Annotated in this window: 22 protein-coding genes; 11 read left to right on the top strand and 11 right to left on the bottom strand. The window is 71.2% G+C overall.

The annotated features are described in order from the left end of the window. Nucleotides 1-82: 82 nt before the first annotated feature. Nucleotides 83-1336 carry an extracellular solute-binding protein gene (locus BG418_RS05905; RefSeq protein ID WP_188272797.1) on the bottom strand — a complete coding sequence of 418 codons (1254 nt, stop codon included), beginning with the start codon at nt 1334-1336 and terminating at the stop codon, nt 83-85. Nucleotides 1337-1564: 228 nt separating this feature from the next. On the opposite strand from BG418_RS05905, the gene BG418_RS05900 reads away from it, so the two are divergent. Then, entirely contained in the window at nt 1565-1786 is a 222-nt protein-coding gene (locus tag BG418_RS05900; protein ID WP_188272636.1) for a dodecin, read from the top strand. A gap of 27 nt (nt 1787-1813) precedes the next feature. Here the strand turns inward: BG418_RS05900 and BG418_RS05895 are convergent, their stop codons facing one another. After that, nucleotides 1814-2302 carry a hypothetical protein gene (locus tag BG418_RS05895; RefSeq protein WP_188272635.1) on the bottom strand — a complete coding sequence of 163 codons (489 nt, stop codon included), beginning with the start codon at nt 2300-2302 and terminating at the stop codon, nt 1814-1816. Between the two features lie 48 nt (nt 2303-2350). Here BG418_RS05895 and BG418_RS05890 point away from each other — a divergent pair, with 48 nt between their 5' ends. The 4 genes from BG418_RS05890 to BG418_RS05875 all read left to right on the top strand — a co-directional run bounded on the left by BG418_RS05890 (nt 2351) and on the right by BG418_RS05875 (nt 8475). Then, nucleotides 2351-3370 carry an LLM class flavin-dependent oxidoreductase gene (locus BG418_RS05890; RefSeq protein ID WP_188272634.1) on the top strand — a complete coding sequence of 340 codons (1020 nt, stop codon included), beginning with the start codon at nt 2351-2353 and terminating at the stop codon, nt 3368-3370. Between the two features lie 9 nt (nt 3371-3379). Next, a complete protein-coding gene (locus BG418_RS05885) occupies nt 3380-5758 on the top strand; it encodes an excinuclease ABC subunit UvrA (RefSeq protein WP_188272633.1) in 2379 nt (792 codons plus the stop codon). Nucleotides 5759-5882: 124 nt separating this feature from the next. Next, the gene (locus tag BG418_RS05880) at nt 5883-7628 is read left to right on the top strand and encodes a carbohydrate binding domain-containing protein (protein WP_188272632.1); all 1746 of its coding nucleotides are present in this window, start codon (nt 5883-5885) and stop codon (nt 7626-7628) included. 172 nt (nt 7629-7800) lie between these two features. Next, a complete protein-coding gene (locus BG418_RS05875; RefSeq protein WP_188272631.1) occupies nt 7801-8475 on the top strand; it encodes a hypothetical protein in 675 nt (224 codons plus the stop codon). A 39-nt stretch (nt 8476-8514) separates the two neighbouring features. On the opposite strand, the gene BG418_RS05870 is transcribed toward BG418_RS05875, so the two are convergent. Genes BG418_RS05870 through BG418_RS05860 form a run of 3 tightly spaced genes read right to left on the bottom strand, consistent with a single transcriptional unit; the run spans nt 8515 to nt 11921 of the window. Next, nucleotides 8515-9270 carry a succinate dehydrogenase/fumarate reductase iron-sulfur subunit gene (locus BG418_RS05870; protein WP_188272630.1) on the bottom strand — a complete coding sequence of 252 codons (756 nt, stop codon included), beginning with the start codon at nt 9268-9270 and terminating at the stop codon, nt 8515-8517. Then, nucleotides 9267-11213, bottom strand: coding sequence for a fumarate reductase/succinate dehydrogenase flavoprotein subunit (locus BG418_RS05865; RefSeq protein ID WP_188272629.1), 1947 nt, complete (start codon nt 11211-11213; stop codon nt 9267-9269). The genes BG418_RS05870 and BG418_RS05865 overlap by 4 nt, the downstream gene beginning before the upstream one ends. After that, on the bottom strand, nt 11214-11921 hold the full coding sequence (locus BG418_RS05860) for a succinate dehydrogenase (protein WP_188272628.1): 708 nt from the start codon (nt 11919-11921) through the stop codon (nt 11214-11216). Between the two features lie 83 nt (nt 11922-12004). Here BG418_RS05860 and BG418_RS05855 point away from each other — a divergent pair, with 83 nt between their 5' ends. Then, nucleotides 12005-12901, top strand: coding sequence for a LysR family transcriptional regulator (locus BG418_RS05855; protein WP_188272627.1), 897 nt, complete (start codon nt 12005-12007; stop codon nt 12899-12901). A 19-nt stretch (nt 12902-12920) separates the two neighbouring features. Here BG418_RS05855 and BG418_RS05850 read toward each other — a convergent pair whose 3' ends face one another. The 3 genes from BG418_RS05850 to BG418_RS05840 form a co-directional block, all read right to left on the bottom strand. Continuing rightward, nucleotides 12921-15095 carry a bifunctional diguanylate cyclase/phosphodiesterase gene (locus tag BG418_RS05850; protein WP_188272626.1) on the bottom strand — a complete coding sequence of 725 codons (2175 nt, stop codon included), beginning with the start codon at nt 15093-15095 and terminating at the stop codon, nt 12921-12923. Beyond that, entirely contained in the window at nt 15092-15904 is an 813-nt protein-coding gene (locus BG418_RS05845; RefSeq protein WP_188272625.1) for an SAM-dependent methyltransferase, read from the bottom strand. The genes BG418_RS05850 and BG418_RS05845 overlap by 4 nt, the downstream gene beginning before the upstream one ends. A 278-nt stretch (nt 15905-16182) precedes the next feature. Then, complete coding sequence (locus tag BG418_RS05840) at nt 16183-17148, bottom strand: SCO0930 family lipoprotein (RefSeq protein WP_188272624.1); 966 nt, start codon at nt 17146-17148, stop codon at nt 16183-16185. Between the two features lie 801 nt (nt 17149-17949). Here BG418_RS05840 and BG418_RS05835 point away from each other — a divergent pair. The 3 genes from BG418_RS05835 to BG418_RS05825 all read left to right on the top strand — a co-directional run bounded on the left by BG418_RS05835 (nt 17950) and on the right by BG418_RS05825 (nt 19712). Then, nucleotides 17950-18135 (top strand): hypothetical protein, encoded by a 186-nt coding sequence (locus BG418_RS05835; protein ID WP_188272623.1) that lies wholly within the window; start codon nt 17950-17952, stop codon nt 18133-18135. A 54-nt stretch (nt 18136-18189) separates the two neighbouring features. After that, complete coding sequence (locus BG418_RS05830; RefSeq protein WP_188272622.1) at nt 18190-18954, top strand: DUF4239 domain-containing protein; 765 nt, start codon at nt 18190-18192, stop codon at nt 18952-18954. Between the two features lie 179 nt (nt 18955-19133). Next, nucleotides 19134-19712 carry a hypothetical protein gene (locus tag BG418_RS05825; protein ID WP_188272621.1) on the top strand — a complete coding sequence of 193 codons (579 nt, stop codon included), beginning with the start codon at nt 19134-19136 and terminating at the stop codon, nt 19710-19712. 200 nt (nt 19713-19912) lie between these two features. Here BG418_RS05825 and BG418_RS05820 read toward each other — a convergent pair whose 3' ends face one another. Beyond that, nucleotides 19913-20392 carry a hypothetical protein gene (locus BG418_RS05820; RefSeq protein WP_188272620.1) on the bottom strand — a complete coding sequence of 160 codons (480 nt, stop codon included), beginning with the start codon at nt 20390-20392 and terminating at the stop codon, nt 19913-19915. Nucleotides 20393-20747: 355 nt separating this feature from the next. Here BG418_RS05820 and BG418_RS05815 point away from each other — a divergent pair, with 355 nt between their 5' ends. Then, a complete protein-coding gene (locus tag BG418_RS05815; protein WP_188272619.1) occupies nt 20748-21407 on the top strand; it encodes a class F sortase in 660 nt (219 codons plus the stop codon). Nucleotides 21408-21465: 58 nt separating this feature from the next. Here the strand turns inward: BG418_RS05815 and BG418_RS05810 are convergent, their stop codons facing one another. Beyond that, on the bottom strand, nt 21466-22311 hold the full coding sequence (locus BG418_RS05810) for a polysaccharide deacetylase family protein (protein WP_188272618.1): 846 nt from the start codon (nt 22309-22311) through the stop codon (nt 21466-21468). A 98-nt stretch (nt 22312-22409) separates the two neighbouring features. Next, the gene (lysX, locus tag BG418_RS05805; protein WP_188272617.1) at nt 22410-25697 is read right to left on the bottom strand and encodes a bifunctional lysylphosphatidylglycerol synthetase/lysine--tRNA ligase LysX; all 3288 of its coding nucleotides are present in this window, start codon (nt 25695-25697) and stop codon (nt 22410-22412) included. A gap of 73 nt (nt 25698-25770) precedes the next feature. Here lysX and BG418_RS05800 point away from each other — a divergent pair, with 73 nt between their 5' ends. Then, nucleotides 25771-26220 (top strand): universal stress protein, encoded by a 450-nt coding sequence (locus BG418_RS05800; protein ID WP_398997699.1) that lies wholly within the window; start codon nt 25771-25773, stop codon nt 26218-26220. Nucleotides 26221-26224 lie beyond the last annotated feature (4 nt).

Below are 26224 nucleotides of genomic sequence, written 5' to 3'. Positions count from 1 at the left end.
GCAACCGACGACAACGCCGCAGATGTGCGTGCCAGACCCACGCGTCCCAGGCAAGATCCACCGGACAGGCCCTAGGACTCCGTCACGGGTACAGCAGCGCGGTAATCCGCGAGGAGGCCGTCCTGGCCGCCGTCTTCGGGTCGCTGCCCGTGAGGACGGCGGTCATGTACGGCTTGATCGGGTTGTCGGCCTCGACGGCGGCCCACTGCGGCGAGTTGGGCGTGGCTCTGCCCTGGGCCGCGCCCCGGGCCATCGCGGCCGTGCCCTCCTGGCCCTCGACGGCGGCCGCGAGGGCGGGCTTGTTCGGCACATAGCTCATGGTCGCGGCGAGATCCTGCTGCCACTTCGCGCTCACCAGCTCCTTGATCACCTCCACGGCCTCGGTGCGGTGCCCGGAGCGCTTGGGCACGATGAGGTCCGAGCCGCCGGTGAAGACCGCGCCCGGCTTGGCCGCGGCCTTGCCCGGTACGGGGAAGTAGCCGAGCTTGTCGGCGAGCGCGGGGGCGGCCTTCTGGATGGCCTTGGCGGTGCCGGGGACGGCGATGATCTGGGCGACCTTGCCCTTGGCGAAGACCTCGGCCTGCGGGGGCGTCGCCTCGTCGGCGTTCTTCGGCCCGTTCCCGAGCGCCTGGAGCTGCTTGTAGAACGTCATGCCGCGCAGGGCGGCGGGCGTGGCGAGGGTGCCCGTCCAGTCGCCCGCGCTCTGCTGGGCGAGCTCGCCGCCCTCGTCCCACACGAACCCGGAGAGCGTGTACCAGTCCTGCCCGGCGAGGTAAATACCTTGCGTACCACCGGAGTTGAGCTTCGCGGTGTCCGTCAGCCACTCGGCGCGGGTGGTCGGCGGCTTGGTGATTCCGGCCGCGCCGAAGAGGTCCTTGTTGTAGATGACCACGCGGTTCGCGGCGTACCACGGGATGCCGTACTGCACCCCGTCGACGTTGCCCGGCTGGGCGAGGCCGGGCAGCCAGTCCTTGCTGCCCCAGTCGCGCAGGGACTGAAGGGTGAGGTCGAGCAGTCCGCCGCTCGCCGCGTACTGCGGGACCTGGGTGTTGCCGACCTCGATGACGTCGGGCGCCTCGCCCGACGTGAGCGCGGCGCCCACCTTGTGGCCGATGCCGGTCCACTCCTGGATCTTCACGTCCAGCCGGACCGAGGGGTGCGCCTTCTCGAAGTCGCGGGTGAACCGCTGGACGAAGTCGTCGGAGGCGCTGTCCTTCATCATCCATACGGTGACGGTGGTCGCGCCGTCCCCGCCCGTGCCCGGCAGCGCCCCGCAGCCGCCGAGCGCGAGGGCCGTGACGAGCACGACGGGGGCATGGAGGAAGCGGTTCTTCACGGCGGTCACCTTCTGCGTCATGGCACGGGCAGTCATGACCCGACGTGGGGGAAGCGCAGACGGCTAGTTCGGGTGCGGCCGATTTTGGTCTGTACCAATGGTCCGGTCAAGCCCCGTCACGGAACCGACGCGGCGGCCGGCCGAGCGATCCCGTACGCACCCGACGCCTCGCGAAGCGCGCCGAGGTGGGGCACGGTGGAGGGACGCGACGAAGAGGAGTGCACCTCCATGTCCAACCACACGTACCGCGTGACCGAGATCGTCGGCACCTCCCCCGAGGGCGTCGACCAGGCCATCCGCAACGGCGTCGCCCGCGCGGCGCAGACGCTGCACAACCTCGACTGGTTCGAGGTCGTGCAGGTGCGCGGCCAGATCGCCAACGGGCGGATCGAGCACTACCAGGTGGGTCTGAAGGTCGGCTTCAGGCTGGACGACAACCAGGCGGTCTGACGACCCGGCCTTCGGGCCGAGCAAGGCTCAGGTCCGCCCCTCCCGCTCCTGCGCGTCCTTCAGCGCCTCGGACGCGGTGGCCCAGCGCGCCCGTACGACCCGGAAGCCCGCCCGTTCGGCGGCGTCGCAGACCAGCTCGTCGTCGTCCACCAGCATGCGGACCTCACGGGTGCGGCCGAGGCCGCGCAGGGTCTCCAGTTTGGTGGTGCGGGCGGGCCTGCGGTCGGCGTTGGGGCGCATGTGGATCGCGCCCTCGGGCAGCCCCTGTTCGGCGAGCCAGGTCCGGGTGTCCGCGCGGCAGCGCTCCGGCCTGCCGGTGAGATAGACGACCTCGCATTCCTCTGCGGCCGCGAGGCAGAGCGCCACGCCCTGTTCAAGGGGCGGGTCGGCGGGGGCGGCGGCGAAGAAGCCGTCCCAGTCGCGCTTGGGGCCCTCCAGGAAGTGCTGGCGGTGCCCGCTGTCCGCGAGGGTGCCGTCCAGGTCGAACACGGCCAGTGGCCTGCTGTTTTGCGTCATGTGGTCCACCCTAGGGAATCCTGGCGCCACACAGACGTTGAACCTTGTGTGAGCTCAGTGATCGCGACCACGCGCTTCTCCGTCCTGGACCGCTCCCGTATCCGCGCGGGACACGACGGCCCCGAGGCCCTGCGGGACACCGTGGCCTTCGCCCAGGAGGCCGAACGGCTCGGCTACCACCGCTTCTGGGTCTCCGAGCACCACAGCGTCCCCGGCGTCGCGGGCTCCGCCCCGACCGTGCTGGCCGCCGCAGTCGCCGCCGCGACCTCGACGATCCGGGTCGGCACGGGCGGGGTCATGCTCCCCAACCATCAACCGCTCGTCGTGGCCGAGCAGTTCGGCGTGCTGGAGTCGCTGTTCCCCGGGCGGATCGACATGGGCCTGGGCCGCTCGGTCGGGTTCACGGACGGCATCCGCAAGGCGCTGGGCCGCGACAAGGACGACGCCGACGCGTTCCCGGGCCGGCTGACGGAGCTCCTGGGCTACTTCGACGGTACGCAGAGGGCCCACCCGCAGGTACACGCGCGCCCCGCCGAGGGCTTGCGCGTCCCGGCGTTCGTGCTCGCCACCGGCCAGGGCGCCCTGCTCGCGGCCGAGGCCGGGCTGCCGCTGGTCATCGCCAATGTGCGCGGCGAGGACGCGATGCTGCGGGTCATCGACGACTACCGCGAGGCGTTCCGCCCCTCCGCCTGGAGCGAGCGACCGTATGTGGTGCTCTCCGGCACGGTCGCGGTCGCGGCCACCACCGAGGAGGCCCACCGCATCCTGCTGCCCGAGGCGTGGTCGACGGCGTACTCGCGCACCCGGGGCGCGTTCCCGCCGCTCTCCCCCGCCGAGGACATCGCCACCGTGACGATGACCGACCGCGAGCGGACGCTCTTCGAGGAGGCCTTGCGCGGCCAGATCCACGGCACCGAGGACGAGGTCGCCGACGCCCTGGAAAAGCTGCTCGCACGCAGCGCGGCCGACGAGTACCTGGTCACCACGAGTACGTACGACCGTGCGGCCATGCTCGACTCGTACCGCCGGCTCGCCCGGCTCGCGGGCCTGACCAGCGCATCCGCCTAGAATTCCGGTATGCAAAGCCCCGCGCGACCCGACACCGAAGACCCCACCGACCGCGCCCACGACCCCTACGTACGGGTCCGGGGCGCGCGCGAGCACAATCTGCGCGGGGTCGACGTGGACATCCCCCGGGACGCGCTGGCCGTCTTCACCGGTGTCTCCGGCTCGGGCAAGTCCTCGCTCGCCTTCGGGACGATCTACGCGGAGGCCCAGCGGCGCTACTTCGAGTCGGTGGCGCCGTACGCGCGTCGGCTGATCCACCAGGTGGGCGCGCCGAAGGTCGCCGAGATCTCGGGGCTGCCGCCCGCCGTCTCCCTTGAGCAGCGCCGCTCCTCGCCCACCTCGCGCTCCTCGGTCGGCACGGTCACCACGCTGTCCAACTCGCTGCGGATGCTGTTCTCGCGCGCGGGCACCTACCCGCCGGGCGCGCCGCGGCTGGACTCGGACGCCTTCTCGCCGAACACGGCGGCCGGGGCGTGCCCCGAGTGCCAGGGCCTCGGCCGGATCCACCGCACCACCGAGGAGCTGCTGGTCCCGGACCCCTCGCTGTCCATCCGCGACGGCGCGATCGCCGCGTGGCCGGGCGCCTGGCAGGGCAAGAACCTGCGCGATGTGCTCGACACGCTGGGGTACGACGTCGACCGGCCCTGGCGCGAGCTGGATCAGAAGGACCGCGACTGGATCCTGTTCACGGACGAGCAGCCGGTGGTCACCGTGCACCCGGTGCGCGAGGCGGGCCGCATCCAACGCCCGTACCAGGGCACGTATATGAGCGCGCGGCACTATGTGATGAAGACGTTCGCGCAGAGCAAGAGCGCGACCCTGCGGACCAAGGCCGAGCGGTTCCTGACCAGCGCCGAGTGCCCGGTGTGCGGTGGAGGGCGGCTGCGGGCGGAAGCCATGGCGGTCACCTTCGCGGGCCGTACGATCACCGAGCTGGCGGCGCTTCCACTCAACTCCCTTGCAGATGTGCTCGGTTCAGCCGACGGTGGCCCCACAGCGGACGTCCTCACGGCCGATCTCCTCGGCCGTATCGCACCCGTCACCGAGCTGGGTCTGGGCTATCTGAGCCTGGACCGGACCGCACCCACGCTCTCCGCTGGCGAGCTCCAGCGGCTGCGGCTCGCGACCCAGCTGCGGTCCGGGCTCTTCGGCGTGGTGTACGTCCTGGACGAGCCGTCGGCGGGGCTGCACCCGGCCGACACGGAGGCGCTGCTCACGGTCCTGGACCGGCTGAAGGGCGCCGGGAACTCGGTGTTCGTCGTCGAGCACCACCTCGATGTGGTGCGACACGCCGACTGGCTGGTGGACGTGGGCCCGCGGGCCGGTGTGCACGGCGGCCAGGTGCTGCACAGCGGTCCGCCCCACGCCCTCGCCGAGGTCGCCGACTCGCAGACCCGCCGCTTCCTCTTCGACCGCTCGGCCGAGCCGGTACGCGAGGTGCGCGAGCCGTCCGGGTGGCTCACCGTCGGCCCGGTCACCCGGCACAATCTGCGTGGCCTCGAAGCGCGGCTGCCGCTGGGTGTGTTCACTGCGGTGACCGGCGTGTCGGGCTCCGGGAAGTCCACCCTGGTGGGCGCCGTTACGGAGGAACTGCCAGGCGTGGGACGGCTGGTGACGGTGGATCAGAAGCCGATCGGCCGTACGCCCCGGTCCAACCTCGCCACGTACACCGGACTCTTCGACGTCGTACGCAAGCTCTTCACCGACACCGAGCAGGCGCGGGCACGCGGTTACAAGGCGGGCCGGTTCTCCTTCAATGTGGCGGGCGGACGCTGCGAGACCTGTCAGGGCGAGGGGTTCGTCTCGGTCGAGCTGCTCTTCCTGCCGAGTACATACACGCCTTGCCCGGACTGTCACGGCGCCCGGTACAACCCCGAGACGCTGGAGGTCACCCACCGGGGCCGCACCATCGCCGAGGTGCTGGATCTGACGGTGGAGGCGGCGGCGGAGTTCTTCGCCGACACTCCTGCCGCCGCCCGCAGTCTCACCGCACTCCTCGATGTCGGCCTCGGCTATCTGCGGCTCGGCCAGCCCGCCACCGAGCTCTCCGGCGGCGAGGCCCAGCGCATCAAGCTGGCATCGGAGTTGCAGCGGGGGCGGCGCGAGCACACGCTCTATCTGCTCGACGAGCCGACGACCGGGCTGCATCCGGCCGATGTCGAGGTCCTGCTGCGCCAGTTGCACGGCCTCGTCGACGCGGGCCACTCGGTGGTCGTGGTCGAGCACGACATGACGGTGGTCGCGGGCGCCGACTGGGTCGTCGACCTCGGGCCGGGCGGCGGGGACGAGGGCGGGCGGATCGTGGCGGCGGGGACACCGCGCGAGGTGGCCGGGTCGGGAGCGGGGCGCACGGCGCCGTATCTCGACAGGGCCCTCAACAGCCGCTGAGCACGCGCGAATTGGAGCCATCGGCAAACAGCACGGAATGAATTGGTCTGGACCCTTGACCGACACCTGGTCCAGACCAATCATGAGGCGTCCGCTCCGTTCCCCACCCCGTCCGGGAGCACCGATGAGACGTCCGAGATCCGCCCGCGCTCTGCTCGCCAGCCTCGCCACCGTCGCCGCCTCCGCCGGTCTCGTGCTCGGCACCGGCACGGGCGCGCAGGCCGCGACCCCGCTGCCCGCCCATGTCTTCGCGCCCTACTTCGAGGCCTACTCCTCCGACAGCCCGGCCGACCTGGCGCAGAAGTCCGGCGCCAAGTACCTGACCATGGCCTTCGTCCAGAGCGACGCCAAGGGCTCGTGCACCCCGTACTGGAACGGGCAGACGAGCCAGCCCATCTCGTCGTCCGTCTTCGGCGCGGACATCACCACGATCCGCTCCCGGGGCGGCGACGTCATCCCGTCCTTCGGCGGCTACGCGGCCGACAACGGCGGCACCGAGATCGCCGACAGCTGCACCAGTGTGGACTCGATCGCGGCCGCGTACGAGAAGGTCATCACCACCTACGACCTCTCCCGGCTCGATATGGACATCGAGGACAACTCCCTGACCAACAAGGCCGGGATCGACCGGCGCAACCAGGCGATCAAGAAGGTGCAGGACTGGGCCGCCGCCAACGGCCGTTCCGTGCAGATCTCCTACACCCTGCCCACCACCACGAGCGGCCTGGCGAGCAGCGGTCTCGCGGTGCTCCAGAGCGCCAACACGTACGGCGCCAAGGTCGATGTCGTCAACATCATGACGTTCGACTACTACGACGGCGCGAGCCACAACATGGCCAACGACACCCAGAGCGCCGCCACCGGGCTCTACAACCAACTGGCGTCGCTCTACCCGTCGAAGACGCCCGCCCAGCTGTGGGGCACGATCGGCGTCACCGAGATGCCGGGCATCGACGACTACGGCGCCGCCGAGACGTTCACCACGGCCGACGCCACCGCCGTCTACAACTGGGCCGTCGCCAAGGGCATCAACACCCTCTCCTTCTGGGCGCTCCAGCGCGACAACGGCAACTGCCCGGGCACCGGCGGCTCCGACACCTGCTCCGGCATCGCCCAGGACCCCTGGTACTTCAGCCACACCTTCGAGCCGTTCACCGGGGGCGGCGGGCCGGTCAGCGACGACTTCTCGGTGGCGGTGGCGCCCGGCTCGGCGTCCGTCGCGCCCGGCGGCTCCACCACGGCCACGGTGAGCACCGCGGTCACCTCCGGCAACGCCAAGACCGTCGCCCTGACCGCCACGGGCGCCCCCGCCGGTGTGACGGCCTCGCTCAGCCCGTCCTCGGTCACGGCGGGCGGCTCGGCCCAACTCACCGTCAGTGCCTCGGCGTCGGCGACGCCCGGCACGTATCCGCTCACGATCACGGGTTCGGCCGGCACGCTCGCGCACTCCACCACCTTCACACTGACCGTCTCCGGGGGCGGCGGCACCGGCGCGCTGGTCAATGGCGGCTTCGAGAGCGGGTCGCTCGCGCCCTGGACCTGCGAGAGCGGCGGCGCGGTGGTCTCCACCCCGGTGCACGGCGGCTCGTACGCGGTGAAGACCGCGCCCACCTCCTCGCAGACCGGCGAGTGCACGCAGACGCTCACCCTGAAGCCCAACACCGCGTACACCCTGAGCGGTTGGGTGCAGGGCGACTACGCCTACCTCGGGGTGCGCGGCTCGGCCTCGGCATCCACCTGGACCAGCTCGGCGGGGTGGGCCAAACTGACGGTCCCGTTCACCACCGGCGCCTCGGGCACGGTCACCGTCTATCTGCACGGCTGGTACGGACAGAGCGCGGTCTACGGGGACGACTTCTCGGTGGCCTGATCGCCCCCTTGCGATCAGTAGCACACCCACTTCACAGAACAAGCTGATGACCCGTCAATTACTGGCGGGTCATCAGCTGTTCGGCCTCCAGAACCGGACTTACTCTCAAGTTCACCAGCGTTCCTCCTCGCACCCCCACACCATCGAAGCGATTTCGACCGAGGAGCCCCCCATGGCAGTCCGAAGATTCCGTACCCCGGCGGCTCTCCTCGCCGCGGCAGCCGCTCTCACGCTCGGTGCCACCACCGCCGCCAGTGCCCTCGCGGCGAGCTCCACCACCGTCACCCCCGCCGGCGACTCCTTCTCCGCCGAGCTCAGCGGCACGGCCGTCTTCACGGCCGGGTCCACCACCATGACCTGTACGGTCTCCGCGTCCGTCCCCACCGGCGACGCGAACAACCAGGTCCCGGCCGACCCCGACAACCACAACGACGCCGGGCCCGTCTCCGCCACCATCAACCCGCCGACCTTCGACAACTGCACCACGAGCATCGGCGGGGTCGGTGTCACCGTCTCCAGCAACTCCACCAACGGGCCCTGGAGCATCGGCGCCCAGTACGGCTCACCGATCTCGGCCGGACTCACCATGCCCCAGGGCGGGGTGGTCCTGCAGACCAGCGGCCTCGCCAGCTGCACGATCACCGCCTCGCCGACCGGACCCACCACGGTCTCCGGCACCTGGACCAACGACTCGCCGTCGTCCCTCGCGATCACCAACGCCCCGGTGGCCGCCACGGTGACCGGCGGGTTCCTCTGCCCGACCGGCAACCAGACGGCCACCTTCTCGGCCACGTACAACGTCACGGACACCACCGACCCGGCCCAGCAGATCACCGTGACCAGCTGAACCGGGTCTCCACCGGGCCTTGTGGGGTCGGCCGCCCGCTCAGCGGCCGACCTTCCTGGCCTTACGGGTCGCCCGCAGCCACTCCTTGTTCATCGCCGCGATCGACGGCAGCGGAATGCCCTTGGGGCAGGCGGTGGCGCACTCGCCGGTCAGGGTGCAACCGCCGAACCCCTCCGCGTCCATCTGCCCCACCATGTCGAGCACCCGCGTCTCACGCTCGGGCGCGCCCTGCGGCAGGACGTTGAGGTGGTTGATCTTGGCCGAGGTGAACAGCATGGCCGAGCCGTTGGGGCAGGCCGCCACGCAGGCGCCGCAGCCGATGCACTCGGCGTGCTCGAAGGCGAAGTCGGCGTCCGGCTTGGGCACGGGGGTCGCGTGCGCCTCGGGCGCGGCACCTGTCGGGGCGCTGATGTAGCCGCCCGCCTGGATGATCCGGTCGAACGCCGAGCGGTCCACCACCAGGTCCTTCACCACCGGGAACGCGGCCGCGCGCCACGGCTCGACGTCGATGGTGTCGCCGTCCCGGAACGAGCGCATGTGCAGCTGGCAGCTGGTGGTGTGCTCGGGGCCGTGCGCGTCGCCGTTGATGACCAGGCTGCACGCGCCGCAGATGCCCTCGCGGCAGTCGTGGTCGAAGGCGACCGGGTCCTCGCCCTTGAGGATGAGCTCCTCGTTGAGCGTGTCGAGCATTTCGAGGAACGACATGTCGGTCGAGATGCCGTCCACTTCGTACGTGGACATCGCTCCGTCGGCGTCGGCGTTCCGCTGCCGCCAGACGCGCAGGGTGAGCTTCATGCGTAGCTCCGCTGGGTGGGGTGGACGTACTCGAAGACGAGGTCTTCCTTGTGCAGGACAGGTGAGCCGCTTGCGGTGAACTCCCAGGCTGCCGCGTACGAGAACTCCTCGTCGCGGCGCTCCGCCTCGCCGTCCGGGGTCTGGGACTCCTCGCGGAAGTGGCCGCCGCAGGACTCGGCGCGGTGCAGCGCGTCGAGGCACATCAGCTCGGCGAGCTCCAGATAGTCGACGATGCGGTTGGCCTTCTCCAGCGACTGGTTGAACTCCTCGCCGGTGCCGGGCACCTTGATGCGGCGCCAGAACTCCTCGCGGATCTGCGGGATCCTCTCCAGCGCCTTGCGCAGCCCTTCCTCCGTGCGGGCCATCCCGCAGTACTCCCACATGAGTTCACCGATCTCGCGGTGGAAGGAGTCGGGGGTGCGGTCGCCGTCGACGGCGAGCAGCAGGTTGAGCCGGTCCTCGGTCTCGGCGACGGCCTCGGCGACCGCCGGGTGGTCGGCGGCGACCGGCGTCTGGTTGGGGTTGCGGGCCAGATAGTCGCCGATCGTCGACGGCAGGACGAAGTAGCCGTCGGCCAGTCCCTGCATCAGGGCGGACGCGCCGAGCCGGTTGGCGCCGTGGTCGGAGAAGTTGGCCTCGCCGATCGCGAACAGGCCCGGGATGGTGGTCTGGAGGTCGTAGTCGACCCAGAGCCCGCCCATCGTGTAGTGCACGGCCGGATAGATCCGCATCGGGACCTCGTACGGGTTCTCCGCCGTGATCCGCTCGTACATGTCGAAGAGGTTGCCGTACTTCTCCTCGACCTTGTCGCGGCCCATCCGTGCGATGGCGTCCGCGAAGTCGAGGTAGACGCCCTGGCCGCCGGGGCCGACGCCACGGCCCTCGTCGCAGACGTTCTTGGCCGCGCGCGAGGCGATGTCGCGCGGGACGAGGTTGCCGAACGACGGGTAGATCCGCTCCAGGTAGTAGTCGCGCTCGTCCTCGGGGATCTCGGCGGCGGGGCGGGTGTCGCCCTTGGCCTTCGGCACCCAGATGCGGCCGTCGTTGCGCAGCGACTCGCTCATCAGGGTGAGCTTGGACTGGTGCTCGCCCGTGCGCGGGATGCAGGTGGGGTGGATCTGGGTGAAGCAGGGGTTGGCGAAGTAGGCGCCCCTGCGGTGGGCCCGCCAGATCGCGGTCGCGTTGGAGTTCATCGCGTTGGTGGAGAGGTAGAAGACGTTGCCGTAGCCGCCGCTGGCGAGCACCACCGCGTCCGCGAAATACGTGTCGATGCGGCCGGTGACCAGGTCGCGGGCGACGATGCCGCGCGCCCGGCCGTCCACCACGATCAGGTCCAGCATCTCGGTGCGGGCGTGCAACTCCACGTTCCCGGCGGCGATTTGACGCGACAGCGCCTGGTAGGCGCCGAGCAGCAGCTGCTGTCCGGTCTGGCCGCGCGCGTAGAACGTACGGGAGACCTGGACGCCACCGAAGGAGCGGGTGTCGAGGAGTCCGCCGTACTCCCGGGCGAACGGCACGCCCTGCGCCACGCACTGGTCGATGATCTCGACCGAGATCTGGGCAAGGCGGTGGACGTTGGACTCCCGCGCCCGGAAGTCGCCGCCCTTGACGGTGTCGTAGAAGAGGCGGTGGATGGAGTCGCCGTCGTTGCGGTAGTTCTTGGCCGCGTTGATGCCGCCCTGCGCGGCGATGGAGTGGGCGCGGCGCGGGGAGTCCTGGAAGCAGAACTGGACGACGTGGTAGCCCTGTTCGGCCAGGGTCGCCCCCGCCGAGCCGCCCGCGAGGCCGGTGCCGACGACGATCACGGTGTGCTTGCGGCGGTTGGCCGGGTTGACCAGCTTCGCCTCGAAGCGGCGGGTGTCCCAGCGCTCGGCGACGGGCCCGGCGGGCGCCTTGGTGTCGGCGATCGGGTCGCCGAGCGCGTAGTCGGTGTACGGGGTCATTCAGCTCACCACTCCGGTCATGACAGCGACGGGTACGGCGATGAAGCCGAGGGTCAGCACCAGCGCGAGGACGTTGGCGCAGGTCTTGAGGAACCGGTCGCGGGCGACGCTTCCCGCGCCGAGGGTCTGGGCCGCGCTCCAGAAGCCGTGCTGGATGTGCAGGCCGAGCGCGAGCATCGCCACGATGTAGATGACGTCGCCGTACCAGGTGGAGAAGGTGTCCACCACGTTCTGGTACGGGTGCCCGGACTGGAAGCCGCCGGAGTGCACGGTCCCGGTGGTCAGGTCCAGGATGTGCCAGACGACGAACAGCCCGAGGATGATCCCGCCCCAGCGCATGGTGCGGGTGGCGTAGGTGGCACGCGGCCGCTTGTGCACGTACTTGCTGGGGCGCGCTTTGATGTCGCGACGGCTCAGCTGGTACGCGGACACCGCGTGCGCGACGACCGCGGCGACCAGCACCACCCTGATGATCCAGAGCGCCCACTCGTGGTGCAGGAACGGCTCCCCGATGGTGCGCAGCCAGTGCGCGTACCCGTTGAAGTCGCCGGCGCCGAAGAAGATCTTGAGGTTGCCGAACATGTGGACGGCCAGGTAGGACAGCATGATCAGCCCGCTGACGGCCATGACCGTCTTCTTGCCGACGGTCGAGTCCCACACGGTGCGCGTCAAGGACGGTTTTCGGTCCGTCCGCGTTGCCAGAGCCATGCCATAGACGCTAGGGCCGGAGGTCCCAAGAGGTCCAAGACATGGATCTGCTCAAATCGATAGCCATAGACTATCGTGGGTCAATGCAGTTCCAGCAGCTCCTGTACTTCGTGGCCGTCGCCGAGACGCGCCACTTCACCCGCGCCGCCGAGCAGGTGCACGTCTCCCAGCCCTCGCTCTCCCAGCAGATCAGGGCGCTGGAGAAGGAGCTCGGCGCCGAGCTGTTCAGCCGCGCCCGGGGCAACATCGCGCTCACCGACGCGGGCGAGGCCCTGCTCCCGCTCGCCCGCCGCATCCTCGCCGACGCCGACACCGCCCGTATCGAGGTGCAGGAACTGGCCCAGCTGCGGCGCGGCCGAGTGCGCCTCGGCGCCACCCCGAGCCTGTGCACCGGGCTCCTTCCCGAGGTGCTGCGCACCTTCCACGGCCGCCATCCCGGCATCCAACTCCTCATCGAGGAGGGCGGCTCCCACGATCTCGTACGGGAACTGGCGCGCGGCGCCCTGGACTTGGCGCTCGTGGTGCTGCCGCTGCCGCCCGGATCGCCCGCGCTGACCAGCGTCGAGCTCCTCCACGAGGACCTGGTGGTGGTCTCGGCCGCCACCGAACCGCCGCCGGGGCCGGGCGAGTCCGTGCGCATCCGCGATCTGCGCGACGCGCCGCTCGTGATGTTCCGGCACGGCTACGACCTGCGGGAGCTGACGGTCGCCGCCTGCCGCGCCGAGGGCTTCGAGCCGTCGTTCACCGTCGAGGGCGGCGAGATGGACGCGGTGCTCGGCTTCGTACGCGCCGGGCTAGGCATCGCGGTGGTGCCGAGCATGGTGGCCGCCCGGGCGGGCCGAGAGCTGCGGGTGACCCCGCTGGCCCGCCCCGGGCTTCGCCGCACGATCGCGCTCGCCCACCGCAGCGATGTGGACCCGCCGCGCGCCGCACGGGAGTTGCAGCGGGTCCTGCTCGGCATCGGGAAGGGCCAGACCTGAGCTCGGCGACACGGCAGTCTCAGACCGCGTCCACCAGGGCGAGCGAATGGATGCGGTCGGGGGCGCCAGGGCGGGCGTAGTACCAGCCCTGGGCGGTGTCGCAGCCCAGCGCGCGCAGCTGCTCCGCCTGTGCCCCGGTCTCCACTCCCTCGACGGTGACGGCCAGTTGGAGGCTGTGGGCGAGCGAGACGATGCCCTCGACGATCTTGATGTCGACCGGGTCGGCCGGGTGCTGCTGCATGGACTGGGTGAACGAGCGGTCCAGCTTGAGCACGCTCACCGGCAGCCTGCGCAGATTGGCGAGGTTGGAGTAGCCCGTGCCGAAGTCGTCGAGCGCGATGTCCACGCCCATGTCGGCGAGTTGGCGCAGCGGCTTCAACAGGTCGTCGTCGGCGCCGATGAGCGCGGACTCGGTGACCTCCAGGCACAGCGCGCCCGGTTCGAGGCCGGAGCGCTCCAGGACCTCCACCGTGTCGGCGACCAGGCCGGGGTGGTGGAGCTGGGTCGGCGACAGGTTCACATTGATGCGCAGCGGGCCGCCCGCCCGTGAACCGGGGTGGCGCTCCTGCCAGAACCGCGCCTGGCGTACGGACTCGGCCATCACCCAGCGGCCGAGCGGCACGATCAGACCGGTGTGCTCGGCGAGCGGAATGAACCGGTCCGGCCCCAGGACCCCGTGCTGCGGATGCGACCAGCGCACCAGCGCCTCCGCCCCGTGCACACTGCCGTCGCCGAGGTGCACCAGCGGCTGGTACTCGATGAAGAACTCGCCGCGCTCAAGCGCCGCCGGCAGCGCGTTGGTCAGCCCGTGCCGGGTGATCGCGCGCGCGTCGGCCTCCGGGTCGGCCCGCTCGAAGCGGTTGCCGCCCGCGGCCTTGGCCCGGTACATGGTGATGTCGGCGCTGCGCAGCACCTCGGCCGCGCCGCGCTCGCCCGCCGGGCCCTCGACCACGCCGAGGGAGCCGCGCACGGTCAGTTCACGGCCGTCGAGCCGGATCGGCGCGGAGAGCACACCGAGGATGCGCGAGGCCAGTTCGTCGACCTCGCGCAGGGTGTCGGTGCCGGTGGTCAGGGCCACGAACTCGTCGCCGCCGAGCCGGGCCACCATCTCGCCGGGCCCGGTCGCACAGCTCTGCAGCCGGTCGGCGACCTCCACCAGGAGCCGGTCGCCCGCCGAGTGGCCGAGGCTGTCGTTGACCGCCTTGAAGCCGTCGAGGTCCAGGTAGCAGAGCCCGAACCGCCTGCCCTCGCCCGGCGCCAGCGCCTTCTCCAGGCGCTCGAAGAACAACGTGCGGTTGGGCAGCCCGGTCAGCGCGTCATGGGTGGCCTCGTAACGCAGCCGCAGATTGAGCAGCCGCCGCTCGGTGGTGTCCTCCAGGAGCGCCAGCTGGTACTGCGGACGCCCCTCGGCGTCGCGCAGCAGCGACACCGTCAGATTGGTCCACAGCACGGTGCCGTCGCCCCGGTAGTACGGCTTCTCCACCCGGTAGTGGTCGCGGTCGCCGCGCACCAGCTCCTCGTAGAGCCGCCAGACCTGCGGCGCGTCCTCGGGGTGCACCCACTCGCTGACGTTGCGGCTGCGGATGCGGCCCTCGATGCCGCCGAACATCCGGGTGAGGGTCTCGTTGACCTCCAGGACGTTGCCTTCGAGGTCGGCGATGCCGATGCCGACGGCGGCGCCTTCGAAGACCGCGCGGAACCGGGCCTCGCTGGCGTGCAGGGCCACCTCGGCGGCGCTGCGCGCGGAGAGCGCCGAGCGGGCGATGGCCTCCTGCTCGCTCAGGGTGCGCTCGCGCAGCGCCTGGGCGAACCCGGCGGCCAGCGCGTGCTGGAGGCGGGCGCACCGGGCCCGCGCCTCCTCGGCCCGCAGGCCCTGGTCCGTACCGCAGTACAGGACCAGATACGAGTCGACGACGCCGAGCGTACGGCTGAGCGCGTCCGGGTCGGTGCAGTGCGCGCGGACGAGTGAGGCGCCGACCTCGTGCGCGGGCGCCGGGTCGAAGTGGCGGCGGTGCAGGGCCTCGATGAGGCGACGGGCCAGCGGGACCAGGTGCTGCTCGAACTCGGGACGGGTCAGCGAGGTCGCGGTCACCGGGAAGATGGCCCGGCTCCAGATCGTGGCGAACCGTCTGAGCCTGGACTCAGGACCATCGGGATCGAGGGGCTGCCCCTGCGCCTTGGCCGGGGTGCTCACGCCTTGCGTCCCACGCCGGCGAGCCCCGAGAAGGCATAGGGGTCTTCCTGCTCCGGCGAGTTCTCGGGCCGCCACATCGGCATCTGGACCACGCCCGGGGCGATCAGCTCGAACCCGTCGAAGAACCCGGCTATCTCCTTGCCGGTCCGCATGACCAGCGGGTTGCGGATGTTGCGGTAGACGCCCACCGCGCCGCCCGCGCGCTCCTCGCTGAGCGGGATGCCCTCGTACGCGGCATGGGTGAGCACGAGCAGGCTGCCGGGGGCGAGCGCGTCGCGCAGCTCGGCGACCGCGGCGTACGGGTCGTCCTCGTCCTCAAGGAAGTGCAGCACCGCCACGAGCAGCAGGGCGACCGGCTGATCGAGGTCGAGCAGCCGGCGCACCTCGGGGCTGGCGAGGATCTCCTGGGGCTTGCGCAGATCGGCGGCGACGATGCCGGTCCGCTCGTTGCCCTCCAGTACGGCGCGGCTGTGCGCGACGGCGACCGGGTCGTGGTCGACGTAGACCACCCGCGCCTCGGGGTCCGCCTTCTGGGCGACCTCGTGCACGTTGCCGAAGGTGGGGATGCCGGAGCCGATGTCGAGGAACTGCGTGATGCCCTCGTCGAGCGCGAAGCGCACCGCCCGCCGCATGAACGCCCGGTTCGCCTGCATGACCTTGGGCAGTCCGGGGATGAACTCCATGGCCTTGCGCGCGGCTTCCCGGTCGACCTCGAAGTTGTGCGAGCCGCCCAGGTAGTAGTCGTAGATGCGGGACACACTCGGTACCGAGATGTCGATGCCCGTCGGGGCCCAGGCGGGACGCTCCATCAATGACTCCAACAACTCGCCGCGGGGGATGTGATGGCCATGTGCATGGTCAGTGTTCGAGCCGAGGCTACTGATCGCCAGCCAGGAGGGCGAGTCAAAACGGAAAATGGCGATCCGTTATTGGTCACACACTCCATCGGTCACACATGCCGCGACGCACGTCGAACCCGCCACCGCGCGGGGGACACGGTGACGGGCCGACGGCTTTGGGAGGGAGAGTTCTCGGAGGGTTAACGGGCGGTTTACCCGGTGTCCAACTCGGCGGTCCGCTCAGTGCTTTACTTGGTGGCTCCCACCAGCTTCGCGTCGGGCGTGACCGCGAACCAAGTACCGTTCACGCCCTGGCCGTTGGTGTCACCGGGCTTGGTGTCACCGGCGAAGGTGTAGACCGGCCAGCAGTTGATCGACTGCTGCTTCAGCCCGTCGGGCCGGTTGAAGGTGACGAAGCCCTTCTGGATGATGCCCTCGGTGTTGCTCTTCTCGACCGGCGCGACCACCGGCCACTTCTTCAGGCAGTCGCCGGTGCAGGCCGACTTCATGGGCCAGGCGGAGTCCTTTTTGAGGCGGTAGACGGTCATGCCGCGCGAGTCGACGATGATCTTCCCGAGCTTGGGGTCGTTACGGACCGAGAGCCCGGGCAGGCTCGCGGGCTCGGCGGCCCCGGAGCCGGAACCGGAGCCGTCGGCGGCGGGCTTCGCCTTCTTGCCGTCGGGGGCCGAGGCGTACCAGGTGCCGCCCACGCCCTGCCCGTTGGCGTCCCCGGGCTTGGTGTCCTTGGTGTAGCGGTACATCGGCCAGCCGGCGATCGTGAGCTGCTTGGTGCCGTCGGTCCGGGTCACCTGGCCGATGAGGCCGGAATCAGTCCCCGGGGCCGCCGTGACACTGCCCGCGGGCACGGCGGGCCACAGGTTCGCGCAGTCGCCGTCGCAATTCGACTTCGGCGGACTGGCGGTGTCCTTGTCGAAGCGGTAGAGCGTGAATCCGGCGCTGTCGGTCACCACTTTGCCCAGACTCTTGCTGTCCCACACCGCCAGCTGGCCGGCCGACTTGGCCGCTGTCTTGTCGGCCGAGCCGTAGCCGCTGTCGCCGTATCCGTACCCGGTGTCGCTGTTGGCCTGGGCCGCGTTGCCGACCGGCTGGCCCTTGGGCGCGGCGCTTCCCTTGTCCTGACCGCAGGCCGTCGCCGTCAGTGCCAGTACTGCCGCCGCGGTCACCGCGAGCGAGGCGTTGCGCCAGGTTGCCATGTCAACTCCCGTTGATTGTCTGTCTCTTGTGGCGCCAGGGTGCGCCGTTCATGGCCCTAGGTACGCGTGGCAGCCCCCGCAGCGTTCAACCCCCTGCGAAAGAATTTTCCCGACCTCGCCGAAACGGCTCTCGACCGTCCCAAACGCAAAGCGGCCGAAGCTCCTCCCATCAGGCGAATCAGTGCTGGACCCGTAGTGCCGGAGCCCGCCGGGCCCGATGATCCTCGACGTGCACGGAACCCATTTGGCCCAACAGCCGCCCGGCGCCCGGCCGACCCGGCGGCTCGTCGCGGCGGCCGCCCTCGTCCTGCTGTTCGCCGGTCCCGCACCGCACGCGCACGCTGACGCCTGCGCGTGGGCGGTCACGGACGACGGGTCGACTACGGCGGTGGCGACCGCGGGGGACGGCCCCTGCACACCGCAGCCGCCCGCGCCCGCACCGAAGCCGCCGGTGCCGGTGCCACCGCCGCCCGCGCCCGCAAGCCGCCCGCGCCCGCACCTCCAGCCCCGGCACCGCCGCCCCCCGCACCGCCGGCCCCAGCGCCGCCGCCTCCGGCACCCCCTGCCCCAGCACCCCCGCCTCCCGCACCCCCGGCCCCGGTCCCGCCGCCTCCCGCGCCCGCGCCCCCAGCCCCGGTGCCGCCGGTCCCTGTGCCCCCGGTCCCGCCGAAGCCGGTTCCTCCTCAGCCGGGGCCGGTGCCGCCGAAGCCCGTGCCGCCCGGGCAGATGCCTCCGCCGCAGGTCCCGCCCGTACATCCGCCCGCCCCGGCACCCGTGGTCCCGCCGCTGCCGACGCTTCCGGTGACCCCGACGCCCTCGGCCACTCCCCCGGCGTCGCATCCCAAGCCGATGCTGGTGCACGCGTACCGCATGCCGCCGCGCAAGAAGCCCAGCGCGCTGCTCTCGCCGGTCACGCTCGTCCTGCTGATCGCGGCGCCCGCGGTACTGGCCGTCGCCGTGCTCCGCCCCCGTTCTTCTTCCCGCTGATCGCGCGCCCTCGCCCTACGTGATCTCCCGCTCCGACTCGTGGAAGGTGCTGCCTTGAAGGACTGGATCGTCCTCGTCATCGCGATGGCCGCCGCATGCGCCGTCGTACTGACCATCGTCGTCGTCAACCACCGTCGTATCCGCGAGGACGACGACCCCTCCGAGACACCGGACGTCATGGAGTACATGACGATGATGATCGGCGTGGTGTACGCGATCGTCCTGGGCCTCGCCATCGCGGGCGTCTGGGAGGCCCGCAGCGCGGCCCAGGAGACCGTCCGGCAGGAGGCGCAGGCGCTGCACGAGGTCAGCGAGCGCGTCCAAGTCTATCCGGGCCCGGTCCGCGACCGCATCCGCGCCGACGTGGACTCGTACGTCACCTTCGTGATGGACAGCGAGTGGCACCACATGGAGGTCCACGGCGATCTGAGCGACAAGGGGACCGCCCTGCTCTCGCAGCTGCGCAAGGACGTCACCAGCTACGTGCCCGCCAACGACCACGAGAGCCAGGCGTACCAGCCGCTCGTCGACCAGGTGGCGGCCGTCGACGACGCCCGCACCGCACGCGGACAGGGGGCGGGCGCGACCATGCCGGGGGTGGTGTGGTTCGGGCTGATCGTCGGGGCCGTGGTGACCGTCGGGCTGATCTTCACGCTCCAGATCCGCCGCACCGCGCGCGAACTGCTCCTCGCCGGGCTCTTCAGCGTGCTGATCGCGTTCCTGCTCTTCCTGATCTGGGATTTCGACGCGCCGTTCGGCCGGGGCATCTCGGCCACCTCCGCGCCCTTCCACGCCCTGTTCCCCGAGCTGACGAAGTGACGGAACAGGCGGGTGACACCCCGGCAGGTCCGCCGGGTGGGGGAAGGGAATGCCCCATTCGCCGGACACCGATCGCGACCGGAACCACCCGCTCCTAGCGTGTCGGGCACGAGACGCATTTCCCGCCTCATGTGGAAAACGGTTCCGCAGTGCGCCTCGGGGACCCGGAGGATTAGTCCATGGGCGCGATACGCATCGGATCCGCCACCCTGCTCGCCGCCGCCGCTCTCTCCCTCGCCACCCCCGGGGCCATGGCCGCCGACGGCGCGCACGGCAGCAACATCACGTCGTTCGGGTTCAGCGTGACCCCCTCCACGGTCGCCGCCGGCGGTCAGGTCACCCTGAACGTCACGGGGTGCCCCAACACCGCCACCGCCTCCTCCGGCGTATTCGACACGGTCACCATCCCCCGCGAGAGTTCCACGACCGCCCAGATCGACTCCAACGCGAAGCGCGGTGCCACCTACACCGTGACGTTCATGTGCGGCAGTGAGCGGGGGACCACCGATCTCACCATCGCTGGTGGCCCGCAGCCGCAGCCTCTTCGGCCCACCGTTCGGCCGCCCGTCCGGCCCACCACTCGGCCGCCGACCATCAGTACGACCAGCGTCCCGGGGCGGGGTGTTCGGGGTGGTCTCGGTGGTAGCGCCGAAGGCGTGAACATGGGTGAGATCGCTACTGGGCTCGCGCTCGTCGCCGTCGCCGGTGGCGGGCTTGCGTTCTACCTGCGGCGGCGCAGCAACAGCCGGTGGCACTAGGCGCTGCGGGGGGGGGCGGTCGTTTTTCTGCGGACCGTGCGTGGTTGCTCGCGCAGTTCCCCGCGCCCCTTAGGGGTCCCACGGCGCTCCACTTCGTAAGAAACGGCCGTCAGCCCCGCTGTAAAACACGCCCGTCGCCCCTAGTCCTGGCCAGGACTAGGGGCGACGGGCGGTTCGGCTCTGTCCGGGAGGTCGGGCGGTCAGAGCCGGCCGCTGGCCGTGCGGCGGCGGCGTACCACGAACACGGCGCCACCGATGGCGGCGGCGGCCACCAGGGACCCACCGACCGCCATCTCGGTCTGGGTCGGGCCGACCGAGCCCCCGAGCCCGCCCATCGCGCCGCGGCCGGGGAGCACCGTGAAGCTGCGCGTCTCGGTCCTGGGGTTGTCGTTGCACCGGACCGACAGGTTGTACGAGCCGGGCGAGACGTGGTCGAAGACTCTCGCGGTCGCGAAACCGGTGTCCCCGCCCGACAGGGACGTCGGGTGAAAGGCGTTCGACGTCACGATGCCGCCGTGGCCGCAGCCGTTGGCGGTGATCGTCAGGATGCCGCCCTGGTGCACCGCGTTCGGGCTGACCGAGACATTGCTCGGGCCGAAGTTGGCGGCGGCCAGCGGGGCCGAGAGCCCCACCGCCGCGAAGGCGGCCACGGCCACCGGAAGAGCGCGTGAAGCACGCATGGTTGAACCTCCGAGGGAGGGCGCCCCAAAGCCGTGCTCCGGGAAATTCGACGAGTACGCCTCCCATGACGAACCCTCACCGCAGGTCTGCGACCTCGCATGTCGGCGCTGGTCCACCCTGGTGAGCCGACACGCCGGGCAGCGGCCCGCCGATCTGACGGACCCGCAGGTCACAGACCGTCAGAAGTTTTATATGACCATCACCCTGGTCGTGACACGGATGGGTTACCCCCGGTCGTCCACCCCGGACCGGCACTCCACCCCCCACCACCCGTTCGCACCTCTCCGATCGCCGGAGTGCGATGTCGCCCCTACCGTGCCTACAGGTGGCACGGAGGGCTTTGGAGGGAGCGAGATGGGGCAGGAAGAGGGCGGCTCGGAGCATCGGAGGCGGTCGCCATGGGGGGCCCTGGCCCTGGTGATGCTCACCGGCCTGGCGCTGATGCGCAACGGCGCCGACGTCACGATCGGCCCGCCGCAGCCCGCGGCGGCGGCCGCGCTGACGGGCCGTCCGGAGGTCTTCGTCCCCACGACACCGCTCGTCCCGGTCGAGCCGCTGGCGTTCTCGACGGCCTCCCGGATCACGATCGGCGCGATCAGGATCGACGCCCCGGTCATCGAGGTCGGGCTCGACCAGGACGGCTGGGTCCAGGCACCGCCCCCGGACGACCCCAATCTGGCGGGCTGGTACCAGAACGGGGTCGCTCCCGGGCAGCGCGGCACCGCCGTGATGGTCGGGCATGTCGACAACACCCGGGGCCCGGCCGTCTTCTACGGCCTCGGCTCGCTGAAGAAGGGCAACCACGTCGAGGTGACCCGCGCCGACGGGCACATCGCCGTGTTCGAGGTGTACGGCGTCGAGGTCTACGACAAGAACAACTTCCCGGGTGCCCGGGTGTACGGCGACACCGGGCACCCGGAGCTGCGGGTGATCACCTGCGGCGGCGGCTTCACCCGCGCCCGGGGCTACGACGGCAATGTCGTCGTCTTCGCCCGCATGGTGGCCAGCCGCTGAGCAGGCAGCCGGTGAGTGGCCGCCCCCACAGCGGCCACCGGCTGACCTGACGCACGACTCAGCGGCGTTTCGGCGGAACCCTCAACTGGTAGCCCGCAGACAGCAGTTGGGGCAGATACGTGCGCAGCGCGGCCACGCTCTGCGAGCGGTCGCCGCCCGCGTCGTGCGAGAGCACCACGACACCGGGCGCGGCGCCGTCCAGGACGCGGCGGACGATGGTGGGCGTGCCGGGTGTGGTCCAGTCGAGCGTGTCCACAGTCCAGCCCATCGGCTCCATGCCGAGCTCGGCGCCGATGCGGAACGAGTCGCGGTTCCAGGCCCCGTACGGAGCACGGAACCACTGCGGACGCTCGCCGAGGACGTCGTCGATCACCTCGCTGGTACGGGCCATCTCGTCGTGCACCGCGTCGTACGACATCTTGATCAGCAGCGGATGGGTCCAGGAGTGGTTGCCGACGACATGGCCGTCGTCGTACATCTCGCGCAGCAGATCGCGGTTGTCGGTGGCCATCTCGCCGCAGACGAAGAACATCGCGCGGACGTCGTGCTCGCGCAGGGTGCGCAGGATCTCCGGGGTGTAGCGCGGATCGGGGCCGTCGTCGAAGGTCAGCACCATGGTGCGGGGGCCGAGCTGGGGCATGCTCAGGAAGGGCTTGCGGCGCACCGGCGGCAGCACGGTGTGGTACTGCGGCGGCGCGTCGGCGGTCATCGGCGCCAGCCGGTACGCGGTGGACCTCAGCCGGGGCGGCGCGGCCTGCGGCCCCGGGGCGGGTCCGGCGGCGGCCCGCCGCACCGGAGCCTCGGTGTCCTCGGCGGTCAGCATCCGCAGGGCGGCGGCGGCTCCCAGGCAGGCGCCGACGCGCAACAGCGTGCGACGCCCGGGGAGCATCTCATCCTTTTTCATGAGCCATGGCTCGCACGGTGCACGGCCCGTACGCCTGAAGCACACCGCCGGGACGGCCCGAAAACACCCGTTGGGCCGTACCGTCGACCCGCACCGTCTCAGTGGCGGCGGACCAGCGGGAACGGCAGTGTCTCACGGATCGTCAGACCCGTGAGGAACATGACGGTGCGGTCCACCCCGATGCCGAGCCCGCCGGTCGGCGGCATCGCGTACTCCAGCGCGTCCAGGAACTCCTCGTCCAGCTCCATCGCCTCCGGGTCGCCTCCGGCGGCGAGCAGCGACTGCGCGGTGAGCCGCCTCCGCTGCTCCACGGGATCGGTCAACTCCGAGTAGGCGGTGCCCAGTTCGGTACCGAACGCCACCAGGTCCCAGCGCTCGGCGAGCCGGGGGTCGGCGCGGTGCTGACGGGTGAGCGGGGAGACCTCGGTCGGGAAGTCCTTGTAGAAGGTGGGCAGCTGGGTCTTCTCCTCGACAAGGCGCTCGTACATCTCCAGGACCACGTCGCCTCGGCTGTTCTCGGGCGTGTGCGGCACGTTGGCCCGGTCGCACAGCCGCCGCAGCACCTGTTCGTCGGTGTCCGCGTCGACCTCCTCGCCCAGCGCCTCGGAGAGGGCCCCGTACAGCGTCTTGACGGGCCAGGGACCGGAGATGTCGTGCTCGACGAGCTGCCCGTCGGGGCCCGCCTTGCGGGCCACTTCGGCGCCGAACGCGGCGGTCGCCGCGCCCTGGATCAGCTCGCGCGTCAGGTCCAGCATCACGTCGTAGTCGGCGAAGGCCTGATACGCCTCCAGCATCGTGAACTCGGGGTTGTGCTTGTACGAGACGCCCTCGTTGCGGAAGGTGCGGCCCATCTCGAAGACCTTCTCGACGCCGCCGACGCACAGCCGCTTCAGATACAGCTCGGGCGCGATCCGCAGATAGAGGTCCAGGTCGTAGGCGTTGATGTGGGTGGTGAACGGGCGGGCGTTGGCGCCGCCGTGGATCTGCTGGAGCATCGGTGTCTCGACCTCCAGATAGCCCCGGTCGAGCAGGCCCTGGCGCAGCGCCTGGACGGCGGTGGAGCGGGCCCGTACGACCTCGCGGGCCTCGGGGCGGGCCACCAGGTCGAGATAGCGCTTGCGCACCCGGGCCTCCGGGTCGGCCAGGCCGCGCCGCTTGTCGGGCAGCGGCCGCAGACACTTCCCGGTCATCTGCCAGTCGGTGACGAAGAGGGAGAGCTCGCCCCGGTTCGTGGTGCCGGTGGTGCCGGTCGCGGTGATGTGGTCGCCGAGGTCGACGTCGCGGGTGAAGCGGTCGAGCACGGCCGCGCCGGTGCCGTCCCGGGTGAGCGCCAGCTGGAGGTCGCCGGACCAGTCGCGCAGGACGGCGAAGACGACCCCGCCGAAGTCGCGTACGGCCAGCACCCGCCCGGCCACGGTCGCGCCCGTCCCCGGCACGGCGCCGCGCAGTTGCTCCAGGGTGTGGGTGCGGGCCGGGATGACCACCGGGTAGGGCTCGGTGCCGTCGGCGCGCAGCCGGTCCAGCTTGCGGTGGCGCACCCGCACCTGCTCGGGCAGCTGCCGCTCCCCCGCCTCGCCGCCCGGGCCGCTGCGCAGGCCCAGCGCCTCGATCGGCGGCAGCCCTTCGGTGGAGCCGGGGCTGGTGACACCGCTGGGGTGCCCCTTGCCCCAGAGCTTGCGCAGACTGGGTACGGAGACGAAGCCCTCGGCGATGCCGGAGGCCAGGCCGACCCGGGCGAGCGAGCCCGCGTCCCCGTAGCAGAGGAAGCGCGGGAACCACTGGGGCTGGTACTTCACGTTCGAGCGGTACAGCGCCTCCAGCTGCCACCACTTGGAGAAGAACAGCAGCAGCCGGCGCCACAGCCGCAGCACCGGGCCCGCGCCGATCCGCGCGCCCTCCTCGAAGGCCGAGCGGAACACGGCGAAGTTCAGCGAGATCCGCCGTACGCCCAGCTTCGGCGCCTGCGCGCAGAGCTCGGCCACCATGAACTCCATGACGCCGTTGGGCGCGCTGCGGTCGCGCCGCATCAGGTCGAGCGAGATGCCGTCCGGACCCCAGGGCACGAACGAGAGCAGCGCGATGAGCTTGCCCTCGGCGTCGAACGCCTCCACCAGCAGGCACTCGCCGTCGGCGGGGTCGCCCAGCCGGTCCAGGGCCATGGAGAAACCGCGCTCGGTCTCGGTGTCGCGCCAGGCGTCGGCCCGGTCGACGATCTGCTGCATCTCGTCGTCGGTGAGCGCGGAGTGGCGGCGGATCCGGGTGGTGGCGCCGGTTCTGGCGACGCGGTGGACGGCCTGGCGGGTGACCCGCATCTCGCGCCCGTCCAGGTCGAACCTGGCGACGTACAGGATCGCCTCGTCGCCCAGCTGCATGGCGCTCAGACCGTGCCGGGCGTAGACGGTGGCGCCCTCCTCGGAGGCGCCCATCACGGCGGGCGCCCAGGCGTACTGCTTGGCCACGTCCAGCCATGCCGCGATCGCGGGCCCCCACGCCTCCGGGTCGCCGACCGGGTCGCCGCTGGCCAGGGCGACCCCGGCCTCCACCCGGTAGGTGACGGCCGCCTTGCCGCTGGGCGAGAACACGACCGCCTTGTCGCGGCGGGTGGCGAAGTAGCCGAGCGAGTCCTCGCGGCCGTAGGCGCCGAGCAGCGCGCGGATGCGGGGCTCCTCGTCGCCGTGCAGCGCGGCCTCCATGCGCTGTGAGCGGAAGAGCGTGGTGGCCGCGCTGAGCAGGGCGATCGCGCCGAACAGGCCGAGGAAGAAGTACAGCGGGCGCGGTGGGCGGCCGTCGAACTGGCCGTTGGAGGCGAGGCCGCCGAGCACCCGGTTGGTGGCCCACAGCAGCCGCTGGCCGCGCGGGAGCGTACCGGGGAAGATCTCCACCAGCGCCCAGCCGGCCAGGACGCCGGCGGCGAGCCCGAGCACCAGGACCAGCAGGGACCGGTGGACGGCGCCGCGCCGGGTCTCCGCGTAGAACTCGCCGCGTGCCATGATCAGCACGAGCAGGGCCACCCCGCAGACGAACCCGTTGGCGGCCCAGGTCCACTGGGCGACCACGAGCAGCAGCAGGTCGGCGGCGAGGAGCAGGCCCAGATAGCCCACGACCAGCCGCCACGCGATCTTCTTACGGGCCCCGACGGCGGCGGCGAGCAGCAGCAGGAAGACGGCGTACGCGAGGTTGGCGCTGACCGGGACGGTCACCTTGTCGAGGAACCAGGAGACCGGCCGCAGCAGGTGCCGCAGGGTCGGGAACAGCGCGATGATCCCGCAGAACAGCCCGAGCCCGGCGAAGAACATGGCGAACGCCTCCGGCACCCGGTTCAGAAACCGGGACCGGGCGGGCGGACGGGCCCGTGCGGGTATGGGCGTCCCCTCGGTGACACTCATGCCTTGCACTCTAGGGAGCGGCGCGCCGGGCCGCCTGTCGGACACGGCCCCTCGTGACGCTAGCCTCGTTCGGGTGACAGCACCCTTCGAACGCGGTACGGACGGTCCCAAGGTCATCGTCGTCGGAGTCGACGGCTCCGACTCCTCGCTGCGGGCGGCGGCGTACGCCAGTGGGCTGGCCCGGCGCCAGAACGCGCTGCTCGCGGTGGTCTATGTCCAGCCGCTGGTCACGGCGGGTGCCGCGATGGGCGCGCCGATCGCGGACACGACCGGGGAGATCGCCGAGGGCCTGGTGGCGGAGATCCGCGCGGCGGCGGAACGGGTGCGGGACATCTGGACCGTGCGCTGGGAGTTCCACACGTTCCGGGGCGAGGCGTACAGCGGTCTGGTGAAGGCCGCCGACGAACTCAAGGCGGACGCAGTGGTGGTCGGCGCGTCGGAGTCGGCGGGCCACCGCATCATCGGCTCGGTGGCGGTACGCCTGGTCAAGGCGGGGCGCTGGCCGGTGACGGTGGTGCCGTAAGCCC

Origin of the sequence: Streptomyces sp. CBMA152, from assembly GCF_014596475.1 — a bacterium.
GTDB lineage: Bacteria > Actinomycetota > Actinomycetes > Streptomycetales > Streptomycetaceae > Streptomyces.
The sequence above is the reverse complement of the archived record's forward strand: the minus strand, read 5'-3'. Positions and strand labels throughout refer to the sequence as shown.